The sequence below is a fragment of the Niallia sp. FSL R7-0271 genome, assembly GCF_038005785.1.
Lineage (GTDB): Bacteria > Bacillota > Bacilli > Bacillales > Cytobacillaceae > Niallia.
Genome location: NZ_JBBOTZ010000001.1, coordinates 3,107,671 through 3,126,847, shown reverse-complemented (window position 1 = coordinate 3,126,847; position 19,177 = coordinate 3,107,671). Strand labels below are relative to the sequence as shown.

Annotated in this window: 20 protein-coding genes; 19 read left to right on the top strand and 1 reads right to left on the bottom strand. The window is 39.1% G+C overall.

Annotation, left to right across the window (positions count from 1 at the left end):
* Positions 1-29 precede the first annotated feature (29 nt).
* The 14 genes from MKX82_RS16050 (at position 30) to yunB (ending at position 13,577) form a co-directional block, all read left to right on the top strand.
* Positions 30-1,052: a methionine ABC transporter ATP-binding protein gene (locus MKX82_RS16050; RefSeq protein ID WP_233316505.1), complete on the top strand. Its 1,023-nt coding sequence runs from the start codon at positions 30-32 to the stop codon at positions 1,050-1,052.
* A complete protein-coding gene (locus tag MKX82_RS16045; RefSeq protein WP_233316504.1) occupies positions 1,049-1,714 on the top strand; it encodes a methionine ABC transporter permease in 666 nt (221 codons plus the stop codon). Before MKX82_RS16050 ends, MKX82_RS16045 begins: the two co-directional genes overlap by 4 nt.
* Positions 1,715-1,801: 87 nt before the next feature.
* Positions 1,802-2,638: a methionine ABC transporter substrate-binding lipoprotein MetQ gene (gene metQ, locus MKX82_RS16040; protein WP_341078362.1), complete on the top strand. Its 837-nt coding sequence runs from the start codon at positions 1,802-1,804 to the stop codon at positions 2,636-2,638.
* A 134-nt stretch (positions 2,639-2,772) separates the two neighbouring features.
* Positions 2,773-3,138, top strand: a complete 366-nt coding sequence (locus MKX82_RS16035) for a carboxymuconolactone decarboxylase family protein (RefSeq protein WP_233316625.1) — start codon at positions 2,773-2,775, stop codon at positions 3,136-3,138.
* A gap of 360 nt (positions 3,139-3,498) precedes the next feature.
* Complete coding sequence (sufC, locus tag MKX82_RS16030; protein WP_233316502.1) at positions 3,499-4,284, top strand: Fe-S cluster assembly ATPase SufC; 786 nt, start codon at positions 3,499-3,501, stop codon at positions 4,282-4,284.
* Positions 4,285-4,303: 19 nt separating this feature from the next.
* Positions 4,304-5,611: a Fe-S cluster assembly protein SufD gene (sufD, locus tag MKX82_RS16025; RefSeq protein WP_233316501.1), complete on the top strand. Its 1,308-nt coding sequence runs from the start codon at positions 4,304-4,306 to the stop codon at positions 5,609-5,611.
* Complete coding sequence (locus MKX82_RS16020) at positions 5,611-6,840, top strand: cysteine desulfurase (RefSeq protein ID WP_233316500.1); 1,230 nt, start codon at positions 5,611-5,613, stop codon at positions 6,838-6,840. Before sufD ends, MKX82_RS16020 begins: the two co-directional genes overlap by 1 nt.
* Positions 6,830-7,264, top strand: a complete 435-nt coding sequence (gene sufU / locus MKX82_RS16015) for a Fe-S cluster assembly sulfur transfer protein SufU (protein WP_233316499.1) — start codon at positions 6,830-6,832, stop codon at positions 7,262-7,264. Before MKX82_RS16020 ends, sufU begins: the two co-directional genes overlap by 11 nt.
* Positions 7,265-7,318: 54 nt before the next feature.
* Positions 7,319-8,716: a Fe-S cluster assembly protein SufB gene (gene sufB / locus MKX82_RS16010; RefSeq protein WP_233316498.1), complete on the top strand. Its 1,398-nt coding sequence runs from the start codon at positions 7,319-7,321 to the stop codon at positions 8,714-8,716.
* A gap of 182 nt (positions 8,717-8,898) precedes the next feature.
* On the top strand, positions 8,899-9,744 hold the full coding sequence (locus MKX82_RS16005; protein WP_341078354.1) for a DUF72 domain-containing protein: 846 nt from the start codon (positions 8,899-8,901) through the stop codon (positions 9,742-9,744).
* A gap of 44 nt (positions 9,745-9,788) precedes the next feature.
* Positions 9,789-11,147 (top strand): bifunctional metallophosphatase/5'-nucleotidase, encoded by a 1,359-nt coding sequence (locus MKX82_RS16000; protein ID WP_341078352.1) that lies wholly within the window; start codon positions 9,789-9,791, stop codon positions 11,145-11,147.
* Positions 11,148-11,229: 82 nt separating this feature from the next.
* On the top strand, positions 11,230-11,532 hold the full coding sequence (locus MKX82_RS15995) for a YunC family protein (RefSeq protein WP_233316495.1): 303 nt from the start codon (positions 11,230-11,232) through the stop codon (positions 11,530-11,532).
* Between the two features lie 124 nt (positions 11,533-11,656).
* A complete protein-coding gene (locus MKX82_RS15990) occupies positions 11,657-12,742 on the top strand; it encodes an HD-GYP domain-containing protein (RefSeq protein WP_341078349.1) in 1,086 nt (361 codons plus the stop codon).
* 88 nt (positions 12,743-12,830) lie between these two features.
* Positions 12,831-13,577, top strand: a complete 747-nt coding sequence (gene yunB / locus MKX82_RS15985) for a sporulation protein YunB (RefSeq protein ID WP_233316493.1) — start codon at positions 12,831-12,833, stop codon at positions 13,575-13,577.
* A gap of 50 nt (positions 13,578-13,627) precedes the next feature.
* Here yunB and MKX82_RS15980 read toward each other — a convergent pair whose 3' ends face one another.
* Entirely contained in the window at positions 13,628-14,629 is a 1,002-nt protein-coding gene (locus MKX82_RS15980) for a M23 family metallopeptidase (RefSeq protein ID WP_341078346.1), read from the bottom strand.
* A 323-nt stretch (positions 14,630-14,952) separates the two neighbouring features.
* Here MKX82_RS15980 and lipA point away from each other — a divergent pair, with 323 nt between their 5' ends.
* From lipA to MKX82_RS15955, 5 genes are all read left to right on the top strand, one after another.
* Positions 14,953-15,867, top strand: coding sequence for a lipoyl synthase (gene lipA / locus MKX82_RS15975; protein WP_237941848.1), 915 nt, complete (start codon positions 14,953-14,955; stop codon positions 15,865-15,867).
* Between the two features lie 300 nt (positions 15,868-16,167).
* The gene (locus MKX82_RS15970; RefSeq protein WP_233316490.1) at positions 16,168-16,446 is read left to right on the top strand and encodes a YutD family protein; all 279 of its coding nucleotides are present in this window, start codon (positions 16,168-16,170) and stop codon (positions 16,444-16,446) included.
* A gap of 246 nt (positions 16,447-16,692) precedes the next feature.
* Positions 16,693-17,892, top strand: coding sequence for an EAL domain-containing protein (locus tag MKX82_RS15965; protein WP_251644704.1), 1,200 nt, complete (start codon positions 16,693-16,695; stop codon positions 17,890-17,892).
* 40 nt (positions 17,893-17,932) lie between these two features.
* Positions 17,933-18,370 (top strand): type VII toxin-antitoxin system HepT family RNase toxin, encoded by a 438-nt coding sequence (hepT, locus tag MKX82_RS15960; protein WP_233316488.1) that lies wholly within the window; start codon positions 17,933-17,935, stop codon positions 18,368-18,370.
* A 34-nt stretch (positions 18,371-18,404) separates the two neighbouring features.
* Positions 18,405-19,172, top strand: coding sequence for a TIGR01457 family HAD-type hydrolase (locus MKX82_RS15955; RefSeq protein ID WP_341078338.1), 768 nt, complete (start codon positions 18,405-18,407; stop codon positions 19,170-19,172).
* The last annotated feature ends 5 nt before the right edge of the window (positions 19,173-19,177 follow it).

Here is a 19,177-nt window from a genome sequence, read left to right as displayed (position 1 = left end):
GATAAGACAGCAAAGTAGGTGAGTAAGACATGATTAATATTCAAAAGGTCAAAAAAATATATCCTTCGAAAAAAGGAAAAGTGACTGCAGTAGACAGTGTAGACTTAACGATAGATAAAGGAGAAATCTTTGGAGTTATCGGTTACAGCGGCGCAGGAAAAAGTACATTAATCCGCATGCTTAACGGTCTTGAAATTCCTTCAGAGGGCACAGTTTCTGTTGCAGGATATGAGGTTTCCAAAATAAAGGGCAGCAAGCTGAGACAGGCTCGTCAGGAAATCAGCATGATATTCCAACATTTTAATCTCCTCTGGTCCCGTACAGTTAAACAGAATATCAGCTTTCCGTTAGAAATTGCTGGTGTAGGAAAAGCAGAGCGTGAGAAAAAGGTATTGGAGCTGATTAAGCTTGTCGGTCTTGAAGGCAGAGAGGATGCTTATCCATCCCAATTGAGCGGTGGGCAAAAGCAGCGTGTCGGCATTGCGAGAGCACTTGCAAGTGATCCGAAGGTTCTGCTTTGTGATGAAGCAACATCCGCTCTTGATCCGCAAACGACAGATGCGATCTTGGATTTGCTTGTAGATATCAATAAACGATTAGGTCTTACGATTGTGCTGATTACGCATGAAATGCATGTTATCCGCAAAATTTGTCATCGTGTCGCAGTGATGGAAGGCGGCCGAGTGGTAGAAACAGGACCTGTCATCGATGTGTTCAAGCAGCCGGAACAAAACATTACAAAAAGATTTGTACAGCAAGTAATCGAGCCGGATGATGCTAAAGATACTATCGAGCATCTTGTTGCGAACTATTCAACAGGTAAAATCATCATGCTTGGATTTGTTGGCGAAAGCGCAGAAAAGCCGATTATTACACAGCTGATTCGTTCATTTGAAATAACAGTAAACATCATTCAAGGAAAAATTTCACCAACTCAAAATGGTTCATACGGAACATTGTATATCCATTTGGATGGTCAAGAAGAAGAAGTTGGCAAAGCACTGCAATTTCTTCAATCACAAGAAATTAGTGTGGAGGTGATTGAAGGATGACACAATTATTTCCGAATGTAGATTGGGAGAAAATGTGGACAGCAACAGTAGAAACGCTCTACATGACTGGATACTCAATCGTTATCACATTTGTATTAGGGTTAGTTTTAGGGATTACATTGTTTTTGACAGCGAAAGGGAATATGTGGAGCAATGTGGTCATCAATAAAATCATCAGTGCTATCGTTAATATTTTTCGCTCTATTCCGTTCATCATTTTAATCGTTTTGCTTATTCCATTCACTAAGTTGCTAGTCGGCAGCATGATAGGAGCAGATGCTGCCCTGCCAGCATTGATTATCGGCGCAGCACCATTCTATGCAAGACTTGTTGAAATTGGTTTGAGAGAAGTGGACAAGGGTGTAATTGAAGCAGCTAAGGCTATGGGAGCAAAACCGATGACAATTATCGCAAAGGTCTTAATCCCAGAATCATTGCCAGCATTAGTTTCCGGGATTACTGTAACGGCCATTGCCCTTGTTGGTTCTACTGCAATGGCAGGTGTTATCGGTGCAGGCGGATTAGGAAATCTTGCTTATCTGGAAGGGTTCCAGCGAAGCAGATCTGATGTAACTTTGATTGCGACAATTATCATCTTGATTATCGTGTTCGTCATCCAATTTATTGGTGACATAATCACATCGAAAATTGATAAAAGATAATGTTATTTTCTTGATTTTCTTTCCTGCTGTATATGTGGGCGGAAATCATGCAAGATAAATAAAAAAACAAAAAGAGGGGTAAAACGCATGAAGAAATTATTATCATTACTATTTGCACTAGCTTTAGTGTTGGCTTTAGCGGCTTGCGGTACATCTAAAGATGAAGATTCATCATCAGGCAGCGACGATAAAAAAGAATTAGTAGTTGGAGCTTCAAACGTTCCGCATGCTGAAATTTTGGAAAAAGCAAAACCAATCCTGGCTGACAAAGGTATTGACTTAAAAATTGAAGTATTCCAAGACTATATCTTGCCAAACAAAGCTTTAGAATCTAAAGAATTAGATGCAAACTATTTCCAACATATTCCTTACCTTGAAAATCAAATTAAAGAAAACGGCTATGACTTTGTCAGCGCTGGAGCAATCCACATTGAACCTATGGCTGTTTACTCTAAAAAATACAAAAGCTTAGATGAACTTCCAGATGGAGGAACAGTAATTTTCTCTAACTCTGTGGCAGAACAAGGCCGTGTGCTTTCACTATTGGAAAAAGGCGGTTTAATCAAGCTTAAAGATGGCGTAGATAAAGTAAGCGCAACGGTTGACGATATTGCAGAAAACCCAAAAAATATTAAATTCAAACCTGATTATGAGCCATCATTGTTGCCGCAAATCTTCAACAACAACGAAGGTGACGCTGTTGTAATCAATGCTAACTATGCATTGGACACTGGCCTAAACCCAGTTGAAGATTCCATTGAAATTGAAGGCAGCGAGTCTCCATATGCAAACATCATCACAGTTCGCAAAGAAGACGAAAATAAAGAAGAAATTAAAACACTTGTTGAAGTATTACAATCTAAAGAAATTCAAGATTTCATCAACGAAGAATATAAAGGTGCAGTTATCCCTGTATCTGAATAATACGCAGAAACGCTCTTATCTCTAAAGAGCGTTTCTTTATTTTAAGGAATAAGAATTACTTCATTTATCAATACTAAGTTTGCGATTCACATTGCAATTTAGTGCTAACTTTTGAAAAATGGAGGCTATGATTGATGGATATGCAAACACATGGTTCAATAGGAAATGCAATTCACCACTATAAAGAAGGATTAGGAACATTTACGAAAAAAATGCCTGAGCTTGCTGAATTATTTAATGCATATACGGAGAAATGCTTCCAAGAAGGACATTTATCGCAAAAGGAAAAGCAGCTTATCGCATTAGGAATTAGCTTGTATTCTCAAGATGAATACTGCATTATCTATCACGTAAAAGGCTGCATCGACCAAGGCGCTACAGAAGCAGAAATCCTCGAAGCAATTGGCGTCACTGCTGCTTTCGGAGGCGGAGCTGTTATGAGTCAGGCTGTTACATTGGTGCAAGAAGCAATGGCAGAATTTACATCAATCCAGCAATAAGCATGAAGATACGCAGGAAGTAAGGAGCCGGGGGTTAGCGTTAAGCGTCTTCCGGCTCCTTCTTCATGATGTGTTTTTTTGGAATATATAATAAGGAAGGAAATTGTTTTTACTACTCAAGTTTGACAGTGGAAAAATGACAATAATTCCCTCCAGTGTACTACAGCAAAATGAAAAAATCGCCATATTTTAAAAAATACATAATATTTGGTATTATTATGTGTAATGAACAAATAAGTTTGGGGCTACAAAGGTTGCCATTAGATTTTATTTGTTATAAGATTAGAATGATAATAAATTGATAATGAAGTTTCGACAATTTTGTGAACAAAACTTCTTTTACTGTGGAGGTATTAAATAATGGGTCAATCTAAATTAGTAATTAATGACTTACATGTAGCAATTGATGAGAAAGAAATTATCAAGGGTTTAAACCTTGAGGTTAAAGGCGGAGAAATCCATGCAATCATGGGACCAAATGGTACAGGTAAATCAACTCTTTCTTCTGCAATCATGGGACATCCTAAGTATGAAGTAACAAGCGGAAGTGTTCAGCTTGATGACGAAGATGTATTGGAAATGGAAGTAGACGAACGCGCCCGTGCTGGCCTTTTCTTGGCAATGCAATACCCAAGTGAAATCAGCGGTGTCACAAATGCTGACTTCTTGCGTTCTGCCCTAAACAGCAGATTAGGAGAAGGAAACGAAATTTCATTGATGAAATTCATCCGTAAAATGGACAGCAATATGGAATTCTTGGAAATGGATCAAGATATGGCACAAAGATATTTGAATGAAGGTTTCTCTGGCGGTGAAAAGAAACGTAATGAGATTCTTCAATTGATGATGCTTGAGCCGAAAATTGCAATCTTGGATGAAATCGATTCTGGTTTGGATATCGATGCATTGAAAGTCGTTTCTAAAGGTATCAACCAAATGCGCGGCGAAGACTTCGGTTGCTTAATTATTACGCATTACCAAAGATTATTGAACTACATTACACCTGATTTTGTCCATGTTATGATGCAAGGCCGCATCGTTAAGTCTGGCGGACCTGAACTAGCTGCACGCCTTGAAGCAGAAGGTTACGATTGGATTAAGCAAGAGCTTGGCATTGAAGACGAAACAGTTGAACAAGAAGCGTAATAGTTAGGAGGACCCGACCATGACAACGGAAATTAAATTACCATTTGATCAGGAATACATCACTTCCTTTTCAAAAGATATGGGTGAACCAGCTTGGTTAACAGAATTGCGTGTGAAAGCATTGGAATTGGCTGAAGACTTGCCGATGCCAAAGCCGGACAAAACAAACATCAAGAACTGGAACTTCACTCAAATAGATAAACATATCGTGAGCAGCCAGGACTTCGACAGTGTAAACGACCTTCCAGAAGAAGCAAAAGCATTGATCGACCTGGAAAACAATAAAACTCTTTATATACAACGCAACAACCGCCCTACTTTTATAGCTGTTTCTAACGAGCTTAAGGAAAAAGGCGTAATCTTTACAGATATTTTCACAGCAGCTAGAGAACACGGTGACCTGTTGCAAAAATATTTCATGAAGGATGCAGTGAAGATTGATGAGCATAAATTAACTGCCTTGCATGCAGCATTGATGAACGGCGGAGTATTCCTGTATATTCCGAAAAATGTCGTGGTTGAAGAACCGATTCAATCAATCTTCCTTCATGATGATGAGGAAACAAACTTGTTTAACCATGTATTGGTTGTGGCAGAAGATAATAGCTCTGTTGTTTATGTGGAAAACTATCTTTCTGTTGCAGAGCCGAAAGAAGCAGTTTTCAACATCATTACAGAGGTTGTAGCAAATGCTAATTCAAGAGTGCAATACGGTGCTGTAGACAACTTGGCAACAGGTGTTACAACATATGTTAACAGACGTGGAGTAGCTAATCGTGATGCGAAGATTGAATGGGCATTAGGCTTCATGAACGATGGAAACACAATCAGTGAAAACACAACAAACCTAATGGGCGATGGTTCATTTGGTGATACGAAATCAGTTGTTGTTGGCCGCGGTGAGCAAAAGCAAAACTTTACAACGAAGGTTGTACACTTCGGTAAAAGCTCAGAAGGCTATATCTTAAAACATGGTGTTATGAAGGATAGTGCTTCTTCTATCTTCAACGGTATCGGAAAAATCGAGCATGGTGCTACAAAAGCTAATGCCGAGCAAGAATCACGTGTCCTTATGCTAAGTGAAAAGGCTCGTGGTGATGCAAACCCGATCCTGCTTATTGATGAAGATGATGTAACAGCAGGGCATGCTGCTTCTGTCGGAAGAGTAGATCCACTGCAGCTTTACTACTTGATGAGCCGCGGTATTCCAAAACATGAGGCAGAAAGACTTGTTATTCATGGCTTCTTGGCTCCTGTAGTGGAACAGCTTCCAATTGAAGGGGTTAAAAAGCAATTGGTTGAGGTAATTGAAAGGAAAGTAAAATAATGAATATCAAAGATGTTCGTCCATACTTCCCAATATTAAACCAAGAAGTCAACGGTCATCCTTTGGTGTATTTAGACAGTGCTGCAACCTCGCAAAAGCCGGTGCAAGTAATTGAAGCATTAGAAAAGTATTACAGAGAATATAATTCCAACGTCCATCGTGGTGTCCATACACTTGGGACAAGAGCTACTGATGGTTATGAAGGAGCAAGAGAAAAGGTCAAGAACTTTATCAATGCGACATCTACAGAGGAAATTATTTTCACGAGAGGTACGACTACTGCCCTTAATACGGTTGCACAAAGTTATGCGATGGAAAACCTAAAGGAGGGTGACGAAATTGTCATCTCTCCGATGGAGCATCACAGTAATATCATTCCATGGCAGCAAGTGGCCAAAAGAACAGGAGCTGTTCTAAAGTACTTGCCACTTCAAGCGGATGGCACGATCAGTTTAGCCGACGTGGAGGAAACAATTACAGATTCAACTAAGCTTGTTTCTGTGACATATGTGTCCAATGTTCTTGGCATCATCAACCCAGTGAAGGAAATAGGGGCAATTGCTCACAAACATGGTGCTGTGCTTGTCGTAGATGCTGCTCAAGCTGCTCCTCACTTAAAGGTGGATGTTCAAGATATTGACTGTGACTTTCTCGGCTTCTCTGGCCATAAGATGTGCGGTCCGACAGGGATCGGTGTTTTATATGGCAAAAAGCATTTGCTTGAGAACATGGAACCAATCGAATTTGGCGGCGAGATGATTGATTTTGTCGGCTTGTATGAATCTTCATGGAAGGAGCTTCCATGGAAGTTTGAAGCAGGCACGCCAATCATTGCTGGCGCAATTGGTCTAGGAGCAGCAATTGACTTTTTAGAAGAGATTGGTCTTGATAATATTACAGAGCATGAGCATAAACTTGCTGCATACGCAATGGAGAGAATGTCTACAGTAGAGGGTCTGACAATATACGGTCCAAAAAGTGCCGAAAACAGAGCAGGTGTCATTACATTTAATATTGAGGATGTCCATCCTCATGATGTGGCGACAGTGCTTGATGCAGAAGGTATTGCTGTAAGGGCAGGCCACCACTGTGCACAGCCGTTGATGAAATGGCTGAACGTTTCTGCAACAGCAAGGGCGAGCTTCTACCTCTATAATTCCGAAGATGATATTGATAAGTTTGTTGACGGAATTGTTAAAACAAAGGAGTATTTCAGCGATGTCTTTTAATAATTTAGATACACTTTACAGAAGTGTCATTATGGATCACTATAAAAATCCCCGGAATAAAGGGATTTTAGAAGGCAGTCTGACGGTTAACATGAATAATCCGACATGCGGTGACCGAATCCTGCTGACACTGCAAGTGGAGGACGGCATTGTTAAAGACGCAAAGTTTGATGGGGAAGGCTGTTCCATCAGCATGTCATCAGCTTCAATGATGACACAAGCGATTAAAGGAAAAAAAGTAGAAGAAGCATTTGAGCTTTCTAATACTTTCTCCGAAATGATGCAGGGAAAAGACTATAGTGAAGATATAGATTTAGGGGATATTGAAGCGCTTCAGGGCGTCTGCAAATTCCCGGCTAGGATTAAATGTGCAACACTGGCATGGAAAGCGATGGAAAAGGGCTTCAACGAAGGTCTTAACTAATTGCAGTCTTTTTAGTCCCATCTTAGGAGTTGCATTAGAATGGAGGAAAACGAAATGGCAAAAAAAGCACCCGATATTGGGGATTATAAATATGGATTTTCAGACAAAGACGTTTCCATCTTTCGTTCTAAGCGTGGATTAACGAAAGAAATCGTTGAAGAAATTTCAAAAATGAAGGAAGAGCCGCAGTGGATGCTTGACTTCCGCTTGAAGTCTCTAGAGCATTTCTACAATATGCCAATGCCTCAATGGGGCGGAGATTTGGCTTCATTGAATTTTGATGAAATCACTTATTACGTAAAACCATCTGAAAAGACAGAACGTTCTTGGGATGAAGTTCCAGAAGAAATCAAGCAAACTTTCGATAAGCTTGGTATTCCAGAAGCGGAACAGAAATATCTTGCAGGTGTTTCTGCTCAGTATGAATCTGAAGTTGTTTACCACAACATGCAAGAAGACTTGGAGAATATGGGAATTGTCTTTAAGGATACAGACTCAGCATTGAAAGAAAATGAAGATATCTTCCGTGAGCACTGGGCAACTGTAATTCCTCCAACTGACAATAAGTTTGCTGCATTGAATTCAGCTGTATGGTCTGGTGGTTCCTTCATCTATGTACCAAAAGGAATCAAAGTAGATACGCCGCTGCAAGCGTATTTCCGTATTAACTCAGAAAATATGGGTCAATTCGAAAGAACATTGATCATCGTTGATGAAGGGGCACATGTTCATTATGTAGAGGGCTGTACAGCTCCTGTATATACAACAAACTCTCTTCACAGTGCAGTAGTAGAAATAATCATCAAAAAAGATGCTTATTGCCGTTATACTACAATCCAAAACTGGGCAAACAACGTATACAACCTTGTTACAAAAAGAGCTGTATGTGATGCAAATGCTACAATGGAATGGATTGACGGTAACATCGGAAGTAAATTGACAATGAAATATCCTGCTGTCATCTTGAAAGGTGAAGGAGCAAGAGGAATGACATTGTCTATCGCACTTGCAGGTAAAGGTCAGCACCAAGATGCTGGTGCAAAAATGATTCACTTAGCACCAAACACTTCGTCAACAATTGTTTCAAAATCTATTTCGAAACAAGGCGGAAAAGTAACATACCGCGGTATTGTACACTTTGGCCGTAAAGCAGACGGAGCACGTGCTAATATCGAGTGTGACACATTAATAATGGATAATAAATCTACATCAGATACTATCCCTTACAATGAAATATTAAATGATAATATTTCACTTGAGCATGAAGCGAAGGTTTCTAAAGTTTCAGAAGAGCAGTTATTCTACTTGATGAGCAGAGGTATCTCAGAAGAGGAAGCTACTGAAATGATCGTAATGGGCTTCATTGAGCCATTCACTAAAGAGCTACCAATGGAATATGCCGTTGAGATGAACCGCCTAATCAAGTTTGAAATGGAAGGGTCTATCGGTTAATGTAAAAAAATTCGTATCTAGTTTAGATACGAATTTTTTTTATAAAAAGCAAAGTTACGATTGAGTATGTTAAGATAATAATATTAGAAACCTGTATAAACAGAAAATTAAAAGCGGTAAATAGGTCATTAGCTCTAGGAACTTTTACCGTTTTCGTACATAATGTTAGTAGAGGTGGTCATTTGATTCAGATTGGTTTAACTGGATGGGGCGACCATGATTCTTTGTATGGCTCCCATGTTTCTCCGCGAAATAAACTGCAGGAATATGCAAGCTATTTCCCGACAGTTGAAGTAGACTCTTCTTTTTATGCTATACAGCCAATAAAGAATGCGCAAAGATGGACAGCTACAACACCAGAGGCTTTTCAATTTATTGTAAAGGCATATCAGGGCATGACTGGCCATCAAAGAGGAGAGCTTCCATTTGCAACGAAGGAAGAAATGTTTGATGCGTTTATTGAATCTATTTCACCATTTATTGAAAATAATAAGCTGAGTATGGTGCTTTTCCAATTTCCTCCATGGTTTGACTGCACAAAGGCGCATGTGGATTATTTAAGGGTATGCAAAGCGAAGATGAAGGACATCCCTTGTGCACTAGAATTTCGACATCAATCATGGTTTGATGAGAAATTTAGAGAGCAAACACTTGCCTTTATGCAGGAAGAAAATTGGATTCATAGCATCTGTGATGAACCCCAGGTAATGCCAGGATCCATTCCTGCTATCCTAGAAACTGTCCGAACCGATAAGGTGCTTATCCGTTTCCATGGCAGGAACTACTACGGCTGGGCACAAAAAAACAATCCAAACTGGAGAGAGGTTCGGTATCTTTACAGATATAATCAGAAGGAATTAGAGGAATGGGCAGAGAATATTAAACGATTACAGAAGCAATGTGAACATGTTTATGTTCTTTTCAACAATAATTCTGGCGGGGATGCTGCAGACAATGCACTGCAGTTAATGAAAATACTTGGCATTGAATATAGAAATCTTGCACCTAGACAACTGGATTTGTTTTAACATCTTAGTTCTAGAATCTTTTAATACGATAGGCAGGCGAAACAATGGAAAATATCCATATATATCATACTAATGATTTGCACAGTCATTTTGAGAACTGGCCTAGAATCAAGGAGCTTTTCCAAAAAAGAAAAAACTGGCATACAGAGGCAGGCGATTCTGTATTCTTATTTGATATTGGTGACCATTTAGATTTATCTCATCCATACACTGAGGCAACACAAGGAAAAGCGAATGCTACACTGCTGGAGATAGAACAGTTCGATGCAGTAACAATCGGTAATAATGAAGGAATCACACTGCCCTATCATGCACTAGATCAACTTTATCAAGATGCTTCCTACGATGTGATTGTAGCCAATCTCTTTCATAAAAATGGGAGTAGGCCAGATTGGTGCATCCCACATAAGATATATGAAACGAATAAAGGGACACGAATTGGTGTTATTGGTTTGACTGCCTATTTTCACACTTTATATGAATTGCTTGGCTGGAAGCTGACACTTCCTTTTCAGGCTTTAGAGGAACAGCTTGGTTTGTTAAAAGATAAAACAGACATCATTATCGTCTTGTCGCATTTAGGAATTAATGATGACGAGCAGATGGCTGAAAACTATCCGGAAATTGATATAATTTTAGGAGCACATACACACCATATCTTTCATCAAGGAAAACTCATTAATAACTGCCTGTTAGGAGCTGCTGGTAAATATGGACAATTTGCTGGACATATTGAAATAAAATATGATCCTCATGCAAAAAAAGTGCTGGCAAAACAGGCAGAGGTATATGAAACAAGCAAGCTGCCTCCAGCAGAAAACGAAGCGGAATATATTGAGAATCTTTATTTAGAAGGCAAAAAAGCACTTTCTGAGGAAGTGATCTCACTGTCTAAGCAGCTTACGAAACAGGAAACAGCGGGCCTTTTATGTGAGGCAGTGCTTGCATGGTGCAATGCAGATGTAGCTATCCTTAATGAAGGTTTGATTCTTGACGATCTAAACAAGGGCCCGGTCAGCTATTTTGACCTTTTAAGCATCTGTCCACATCCTATCAATCCTTGTAATGTTACTTTGTCAGGAGCAGAATTGAAAGAAGTTCTCACAGATATGAAGCAGCCTTCATGGGAAACCCTTCATGTAAAAGGACTAGGGTTTAGAGGAACATTAATGGGCAAAATGATTTCAAGGGGTGTACAGACAAAAACCAATGGTGAAGTTATTACCTATTGGATAGGCGGCAAAGAACTTGATCCGAAAGCAGAATATATTGTAGCAATACCGGATATGTTCACATTCGGCGATTTCTTTCCATCTATATATCGCGCACCAGAAAAACAGTATTTTTTGCCTGAGTTTATGAGAAATATTTTGGCAGAAGCTTTGCAGAGAATGGCCGTTTAGCTGTTAAAAATGGACTTCTTGTAATACACGCCTCTTTCTTTCGCTGAATAGTATATAAGGAAAAAGAGAGGGGTGACATGTCATGGTGGAAGTTTATCCTATTGTGATAGAGGAGCAGACATTCATAGCAGTAAGCGTCCAGCTGCCCAAGACAAACCTGCTTGTAGTAAAAAATGATAAAGGGTATATCATGTGCGGAGCGTTGGATGTTGGTTTATTAAATGAAAAATTAAAGGATCGAAAAGTAATTGCCGGGAGGGCTGTCGGTGTAAAGACAATCGAGCAGCTGCTTGATGCCCCGCTGGAATCGATAACTTATGAAGCAGAAAACCTTGGTATTCATAAGGGTATGATAGGTAAGGAAGCATTACTAAAGATGGTGTAGCAGATTGTGCAAGCTTTTTATTAAATCTAAAAGGATGGGAAAACCATTCCCTCCTTTTTATGTCTTTTATGTAATCATGGCACATATTTTCTTATATCAAGTTGACAATAGGAGCTAGTATGGAATGAGATTAGTAAGAACAAAATACCTTTCAGAAGGAGCAATATTAGCGAAACCAATACATAATGAACAGGGAAATATTCTCGTCAACAACGGCGTGAGGCTTGATAAACAATTAATAGAACGATTAGTGCAGTTAGGCGTTGCTTATTTATATATAGATGATAAATTAACCGATGATATCTATCCGGTTGCTCCGATCTCTGATCGGTTAAAGAGAGAGGCAATGCAGACAATTGAAACAAGCTTTAAGGAACTGAAGGGTTCCAGCAGTAAGGAAAAATCCTTCATCATGGAAAAATCAGCTCCTGCTTTTAAGCAGCTTATTGACAAAGTCCTTGAGGAACTAAAAGGACATCAAGAACTGTTTTCTATTATGAGCGATGTGTTTTTGTATGACAATTATATTTTTTCACACAGCTTGAATGTCACTCTTTATTCTTTAGCGTTAGGAATGGAGTTAAAGCTGCCAAGGAAGCAGCTCGAGACTCTCGGTCTTGGTGCGATTCTGCATGATGTCGGCAAGATGGATATTCCATTGGAGATTTTGCTCAAACCTGGAAAGCTGACGTTAGATGAATTTACGGAAATTAAAAAGCATGCAAATGCTGGATTTGATATGCTTAGGAAAGTCCATAATATGCCTTTAATTGTAGCGCACTGTGCTTATCAACATCATGAAAGACTGAATGGATCAGGCTATCCGAGAGGAATTACAGGGGAAGAAATTCATCTGTTCGGCAAGGTCATTGCTGTTGCAGATGTTTTTGATGCGATAACTTCCAATCGTGTTTACAGACAGGCAATGCTTCCGCATGAGGCGTTGGAAGTGCTGTATACAGGGATCGATACACTCTTTGACGCGAAAATTGTCGAAGCATTCCGCAATGCCGTCATTCTTTACCCAAATGGAGTAAGTGTTATGTTAAGCAGCGGGGAAAAAGGCATTGTTTCAAGGCAGAACAAAGGATTTAATGAACGTCCTGTCATCCGCGTTATTGAAAAGAATGGAACAGCAATACAACCATATGATCTTGATTTAAAGGAAAACCTTGCAATTACAATTATTGATTGTGAGGCTTTAGGGTAAGCAAAATATCGAATATTCACATGTGGTTTAGCCTTCTACATGTCCCTCTTTCTGCATATACATTAGCATGGGAAGGAGGGATATTTTTTTGCGGAAATTTTATTTTCGTCAAAGGATGACTCGGAAAAAACCGTTGACCTTTCAGCAGACTCTTGTAATTACAGCAGTGTTTTTTATCTTCTCCACCATATTGAGCCTCTGGATTATCAATAATGGCTTAAAGCCTACGCTGGCCTATTATGCACAGTCACAGACAAAGAAGCTGGCAACTTTGGTGATTAATGATGCACTTAAAAGCGAGACAGGAGAAGAAGAGAATAATTTAATGATAGATGGCAATAATTTTGTATTCAATACGGCACAAGTTGTAAAAAAACAACAAGAAATTACGAGCTTAGTACAGGACAACATAAACAGGATGGAAAAGGGCGATATTCCTGCAGCAGCAGAGTTAACGGATATTAAATTAGATAAAGATTTAACTGCAAGAGATGAAGGAATAGTTTATAATGTCCCGATCGGCCAAGCAACAAATAATGCACTGCTCGCAAATCTTGGTCCTGATGTACCAATTAAATTTAATGTTGTCGGCAGTGTTAAATCAGATTTAAAGACAGAGACAGAGAATGTCGGCATTAATTATGTTGTAGTAAAAGCATTCGTGGAGTTAAAGGTAGACATTCAAATTATTATCCCGTTTGCAACAGAGCTGACGACTGTCAAACAAGATATATTAATTGCGATGGCAGGATTTGAAGGAGATGTGCCTGAGTTTTATAATGGAAGCGGGAGCAGTATTCCTGCTGTAGAATTACCGGCAGATAATAAAGAATGAATATTGGCTCAAGGTCCTTTTAAAAGCAGCGGGACACATGAGCCAATATTCTATTTTTTTGCTTTTAATTTAATTCTTTCTTGCCTTTCCCACACTTTTAAATGGGAGAACGGGTCGTAAGACCATTCTGTCTTGCCGTTATCCTTATACATGCCATAGTGCAAATGAGGCGGGAACTTTCCAGAAGTTCCTGGAGGTCCATAGCCTGAACTGCCGACACCGCCGATAAGCATTCCCGGTTCGACAATCATGCCATTATGCACATCCTTCGCAAAACCGCTTAGATGGGCAAAATAATGATAATTGTTATTGATATCGCGGATTCCAATTCTCCAGCCGCCATATCTGTTCCAGCCCTTCATTTCTATGATGCCATAAGATGTTGCCCTGACAGGAACACTGTAGTCGGCAAAAATATCTGTTCCCTCATGTATTCGTTTTCCGCCCCATCCTCGTGCATCTCCCCAAGTACTCCGATAACTGTAATTACTTCTTAACGGAACTGGAAATGCATGATCGTCGAGGTTTAAGCGGCCGAAATGCCGGTAAATGGCAGCTTTACCCATAATAATGCTTACTGTTTTATCTCGTTTGTAATAATCCCAAAGTCCAATTCGGAAGTTATCTTCATCAACGCCAAATTTAAGAATATGATTGGCAAATGTAAATAGCACATCCTCGTCATTTAAAGAGTCTGCTTTTCCATCCCCATTGCCATCGACACCAAGTCCTCCGAAAAAAGCAATGCTTTTAGGATTTGTATCATCACTGTCTGGATTTATGATGCCAGCCCATGTTTCTTTTGGGAAATAGATGCCGATCAAGCCGGTCGCTTTAGGAAGATCCCTACGTGAAGCTCGTATATTTCGTTCATATTGGTCAACTGCAGCTATATAATACCATGGCAGCTGTGTTACCGCTTCAATCTTTTCATACAGCTCCATCCTTTTATAATATGTATCATCAACAGAGGATTTATTTTCCGCTGCATGAGATACAATATTAGGCGCCAAAAATGCAAGCAAGACAGCTAAGAAACATATTTTTCGCATCAAATCCCTCCTTCCTAAAACTAGTCGTTTTATTTTGTGTGCAACCAGCAAAATAAATGAATATCAATAAATGGTAATAACCAGCTTGTAGGTGAGATTTGGTTATGTTAAAGTGACATTGGAACAATAACAAGCCTAGTATTTGTGTATAAGATACATCTAAATCATTGTGACATGTGTTGTAGTATAGCTGAGCTTTGCAGCATTTTTAAGCTTCTGGCGACACTTGTTTACAAACAGTTGTCTCTTTTTTCGAAATACAAAGAAAAGAGAGGACTAGAAGATACGAGTTCTAAAAAAGGATCACTAGGAGATGAATCGAAATGGCAGAAAGAAAAGACGAATACCAACGAAAACCAGAATGGCTGAAAATCAAACTTAACACGAATGAAAACTACACTGGTTTAAAAAAAATGATGCGAGAAAAAAAGCTGCATACAGTATGTGAAGAAGCAAGATGTCCGAATATTCATGAATGCTGGGCTGTGAGACGAACAGCTACCTTCATGATTTTAGGAGATATTTGTACAAGAGCATGCCGATTCTGTGCAGTTAAAACAGGTTTGCCGACAGAGCTTGACTGGCAAGAGCCGGAAAGAGTTGCTGATTCTGTTTTTAGTATGAACTTAAAGCACGTTGTTATCACAGCTGTCGCAAGAGACGATTTGAAGGATGGCGGTGCAGCTGTTTTTGCTGAAACGGTACGGGCAATCCGCAGGAAAAATCCATTTACTAGCATAGAGGTCCTTCCGTCTGATATGGGAGGAATAGAGGAGAATCTGCGCCAATTAATGGATGCGAAGCCTGATATTATGAACCATAATATTGAGACAGTAGAGCGCCTGACGCCAAGAGTACGTGCACGTGCTAAATATCAAAGATCGCTTGAGTTTTTGAGAAGAGCAAAAGAAATGTATCCTGAGATTCCTACAAAATCAAGCTTGATGATTGGATTAGGGGAAACGAAGGAAGAAATCATTCAAACGATGGATGATTTGCGAGCAAACAACGTTGATATCATGACAATAGGACAATACTTGCAGCCAACAGCAAAGCATCTTAAAGTACAAAAGTATTATCATCCAGATGAATTTAAGGAACTAAAGAAAATTGCTTTAAGCAAAGGCTTCAGTCACTGTGAAGCAGGTCCGCTTGTCCGTTCTTCGTATCATGCGGATGAACAAGTCAGTGAGGCAAAGAAAAACCAAATGCTTTCAGGACAAAAGAAAGAAGCATAATGTAAAGGAACAGAGTAAATCTTGCTGCTATTTAGGAAGCATAGTTTACTCTGTTTTTGTTTTTCCTGAATAATCAGTTATAAATGGAGGGCCTTTCCTATTTCTTGTCATAATTATTATAATTTTTCCTTGCCAGCACTATGTAAATTGTCTATTGTCGGGTTATAATGAAATGGTGAGATATAGTACCTATTAGGTTATATGCACGTTTATCTTAAATAGGACTTATTTAGGATTACATATAAAGTCATACATATATACATATGAAAAAGGAAGCTTCAAAAAAGTGGGGTGAAGGTTTTGGTTTGCATAAATAATCATTGTTATGAACTTATTGAAGAACGAAAAGAGGGCTTCAATGAGGAGGCATTTAAAGGAAGATACAGTGATATTTTAACAAAGTATGATTATATTGTCGGTGATTGGGGCTATGGTCAGCTTAGACTCAGAGGATTTTTTGATGACCAAAATCAGAAATCCAGCTTTGATACAAAAATCAGTACGTTAACAGAATATTTGTATGAATATTGCAATTTCGGATGTCCTTATTTTGTCGTTAAGAAAATAAAAAAACAATAATGTAAGTACAGTGCTGACTCTTTTTGCAGCACTTCTTCATAAATAAGGAAAACGTTTACTAATAAAAATAAATGTTTTTTTTAGAGCTGTTTTGCTATTACTTATCAGGTTTGCTGTATGAGAGGAAATGAAGAGATGGTCCATGTGTATGTCAACAAAATAAAAAGCTTAACGAACTGGGGGAAGATTATTTTTCCTGCCAGTAAATTAAAATATTATCCTCCTCAATTTATTTTGAGGGATCCTGTGGAGCAAAACGTAAGTGCGGCCCTTCATAAAGGAAATGAAGTGGCTGTAATTGTCTTTTCCATCCATAACTTGGCCATCTTAAAACGGGAAATGGACAGCGCAGCATCCCAAAGATTATGGGAGCAAGTGAGAGAAGCATTCCATACCGTTATTAGAGAAGAAATACCTTCTGACCAAATTGCAGCAGTCCGTGCCTATTATCAGGATGGAATTGCCTTATTCTTGAAGATTGATCACAAGATGGACACTGTTCCTAACATAGATTTTACGATTCAGTTAATATTGGAAAAGCTGCAAACAAAAGTTTGGAGATCTCTGCAGCAGTCGGTACAGCCGATTTTTTGCACAGGCTATATATTTATTGACAGGCAAATCGACCAATTAAGGGATGCTATTTATCTTGCTTATCAGCAGGCTTTATCAATGGCCCAAAAAGGCTTAACGTCCGAATTTAATGAAATGTCATTTGCGTTAGGGAAAATTGTAGCAAATAAAGATATTCGCTTGTTAGCACAGCCGATATTGGATGTGGAAACAAATAAGGTTAAAGCATGTGAAATGCTGACAAGAGGACCTGTCGGCACATCGCTTGAAAATCCCCTCCAACTGTTTTCTGTTGCACGGCAAACCAACCATCTTTATGACCTTGAAATGGTCGTATTGGAAAAAGCGCTTGAACAAATAAAATTAACTACCTGGAAGTTCGATATTTTTATTAATTTTACACCGTTAACATTAGGTAATCAGCATTTTGTGAAAGACTTGAAAAAGCTGATGAACAAATATAAAGAGATATCTCCAAACAGGATTACCATTGAGGTGACAGAACGGGATTCAATTGAGGGATTAGAATACTTCATTTCTAACTTGAAGCTTTTGCGCCTAATTGGATTCAGAGTGGCTATAGATGATACAGGAGCAGGCTATGCAAGCTTGAACTCGATAAGTGAAATCATGCCTGATATCATTAAAATAGACCGTTCTGTCATCCAGAATATTGACAAAAATTCTGTCAAAGAATCGATGCTTAAAGGCTTGCTGCTAATAGCTAAGGAAGTAGGTTCAATAGTTGTAGCAGAAGGGATTGAAAGTGCGGAAGAAGCGCTTGTTCTCTCAAGAAATAAGGTTGATTTGGCACAAGGCTATTTTTATGCGAGGCCGACAAGCTTAAGCAATAATCTGCAAACGATTGTGTGAGGTTTTGTCTATACTAAAAAAAATTGAAGGAGGCATTCAAATGTATTTTGTGGATCGGGAAAAAATCGGGCAGCAATTACAATATTTACAGCAATTGGTTCAGATGTTTAAAGAACAGGATTCGTTTGAATCCAAACTTGAGAAATTGGCATTAGAAAGACTTGCACATATGATGATTGAGGCAATGCTTGATGTCGGCAACAGTATGATTGACGGTTTTATCATGCGAGATCCAGGCAGCTATGAGGATATTATGGAAATTCTTACTGACGAAAAAGTACTTTCAGTTAGCGTTGCAGGTGAAATTAAAGAGCTGCTAGGTTTGAGAAAAACACTGGTGCATGATTATACGAATATCTCTCATGAGATTGTCAGGGAAGCATTGGAGAAGGGAATACCTTCTGTTGAATCCTTCTCGTTATCTGTTAAAAACTACTTGATTAATGAACTCGGTCCAGTTACTGCCTTCAAAAACTAGCATGATAAATGGAATAGAAAGGGCTTTTATATTCATGATAAACTATAAAGGATACTTAATCGACCTAGATGGGACTATGTATAAAGGGACAGAAGTAATTCAAGAAGCGGCTGAATTTGTCAAACGCTTAATTGCCCTTGGTATCCCATATTTATATGTGACGAACAACTCGACAAAAACACCAGAGCAAGTAGCCCAAAAGTTAAGAGATTTCCACATACCTGCAAAAAAAGAGGAAGTGTTTACTTCCGCTATGGCTGCAGCTGGATATATATACGAACAGAACAAATCAGCAAGTGTTTATATGATAGGTGAAGAAGGCTTGCGCCATGCACTTACAGAAAAAGACATTCAAATACTGGCTAACCATGAAGAGGCTGATTATGTAGTAGCAGGCATGGACCAGCAAATCACGTATGAAAAGCTGGCGCAGGCATGTCTTGCTGTCCGCAGCGGAGCTAAATACATTATCACAAACGGTGATACAGCTTTGCCGACGGAGAGGGGACTTCTTCCTGGAAACGGTGCCCTTACATCAGTCATAACAGTTTCAACAAACACAGCCCCACTTAATATGGGCAAGCCAGAGGCAATCATCGTAGAACAAGCATTGAAACTGCTTGGCGTAAATAAGAATGAGGCTATTATGGTAGGCGATAATTATCATACCGATATATTAGCTGGGGTAAATGCAGGAATTGATACATTGTTAGTTCATTCTGGTGTCACAACAGTAGAGCATTTAGCCACTTATGAGCAAAAACCTACATATTCCGTTAACAGTCTTTCTGAGTGGGAATAACAAAA

Bases quoted from the DNA above. Each gene is read 5' to 3' on its own strand.
- sufD (WP_233316501.1), top strand. From the start codon at position 4,304: ATGACAACGGAAATTAAATTACCATTTGATCAGGAATACATCACTTCC.
- MKX82_RS16050 (WP_233316505.1), top strand. From the start codon at position 30: ATGATTAATATTCAAAAGGTCAAAAAAATATATCCTTCGAAAAAAGGA.
- MKX82_RS15955 (WP_341078338.1), top strand. From the start codon at position 18,405: ATGATAAACTATAAAGGATACTTAATCGACCTAGATGGGACTATGTAT.
- metQ (WP_341078362.1), top strand. From the start codon at position 1,802: ATGAAGAAATTATTATCATTACTATTTGCACTAGCTTTAGTGTTGGCT.
- MKX82_RS16045 (WP_233316504.1), top strand. From the start codon at position 1,049: ATGACACAATTATTTCCGAATGTAGATTGGGAGAAAATGTGGACAGCA.
- MKX82_RS16020 (WP_233316500.1), top strand. From the start codon at position 5,611: ATGAATATCAAAGATGTTCGTCCATACTTCCCAATATTAAACCAAGAA.
- MKX82_RS16035 (WP_233316625.1), top strand. From the start codon at position 2,773: ATGGATATGCAAACACATGGTTCAATAGGAAATGCAATTCACCACTAT.
- sufB (WP_233316498.1), top strand. From the start codon at position 7,319: ATGGCAAAAAAAGCACCCGATATTGGGGATTATAAATATGGATTTTCA.
- hepT (WP_233316488.1), top strand. From the start codon at position 17,933: ATGTATTTTGTGGATCGGGAAAAAATCGGGCAGCAATTACAATATTTA.
- MKX82_RS16000 (WP_341078352.1), top strand. From the start codon at position 9,789: ATGGAAAATATCCATATATATCATACTAATGATTTGCACAGTCATTTT.
- MKX82_RS15990 (WP_341078349.1), top strand. From the start codon at position 11,657: ATGAGATTAGTAAGAACAAAATACCTTTCAGAAGGAGCAATATTAGCG.
- lipA (WP_237941848.1), top strand. From the start codon at position 14,953: ATGGCAGAAAGAAAAGACGAATACCAACGAAAACCAGAATGGCTGAAA.
- MKX82_RS15995 (WP_233316495.1), top strand. From the start codon at position 11,230: ATGGTGGAAGTTTATCCTATTGTGATAGAGGAGCAGACATTCATAGCA.
- sufU (WP_233316499.1), top strand. From the start codon at position 6,830: ATGTCTTTTAATAATTTAGATACACTTTACAGAAGTGTCATTATGGAT.
- sufC (WP_233316502.1), top strand. From the start codon at position 3,499: ATGGGTCAATCTAAATTAGTAATTAATGACTTACATGTAGCAATTGAT.
- MKX82_RS15980 (WP_341078346.1), bottom strand. From the start codon at position 14,629: ATGCGAAAAATATGTTTCTTAGCTGTCTTGCTTGCATTTTTGGCGCCT.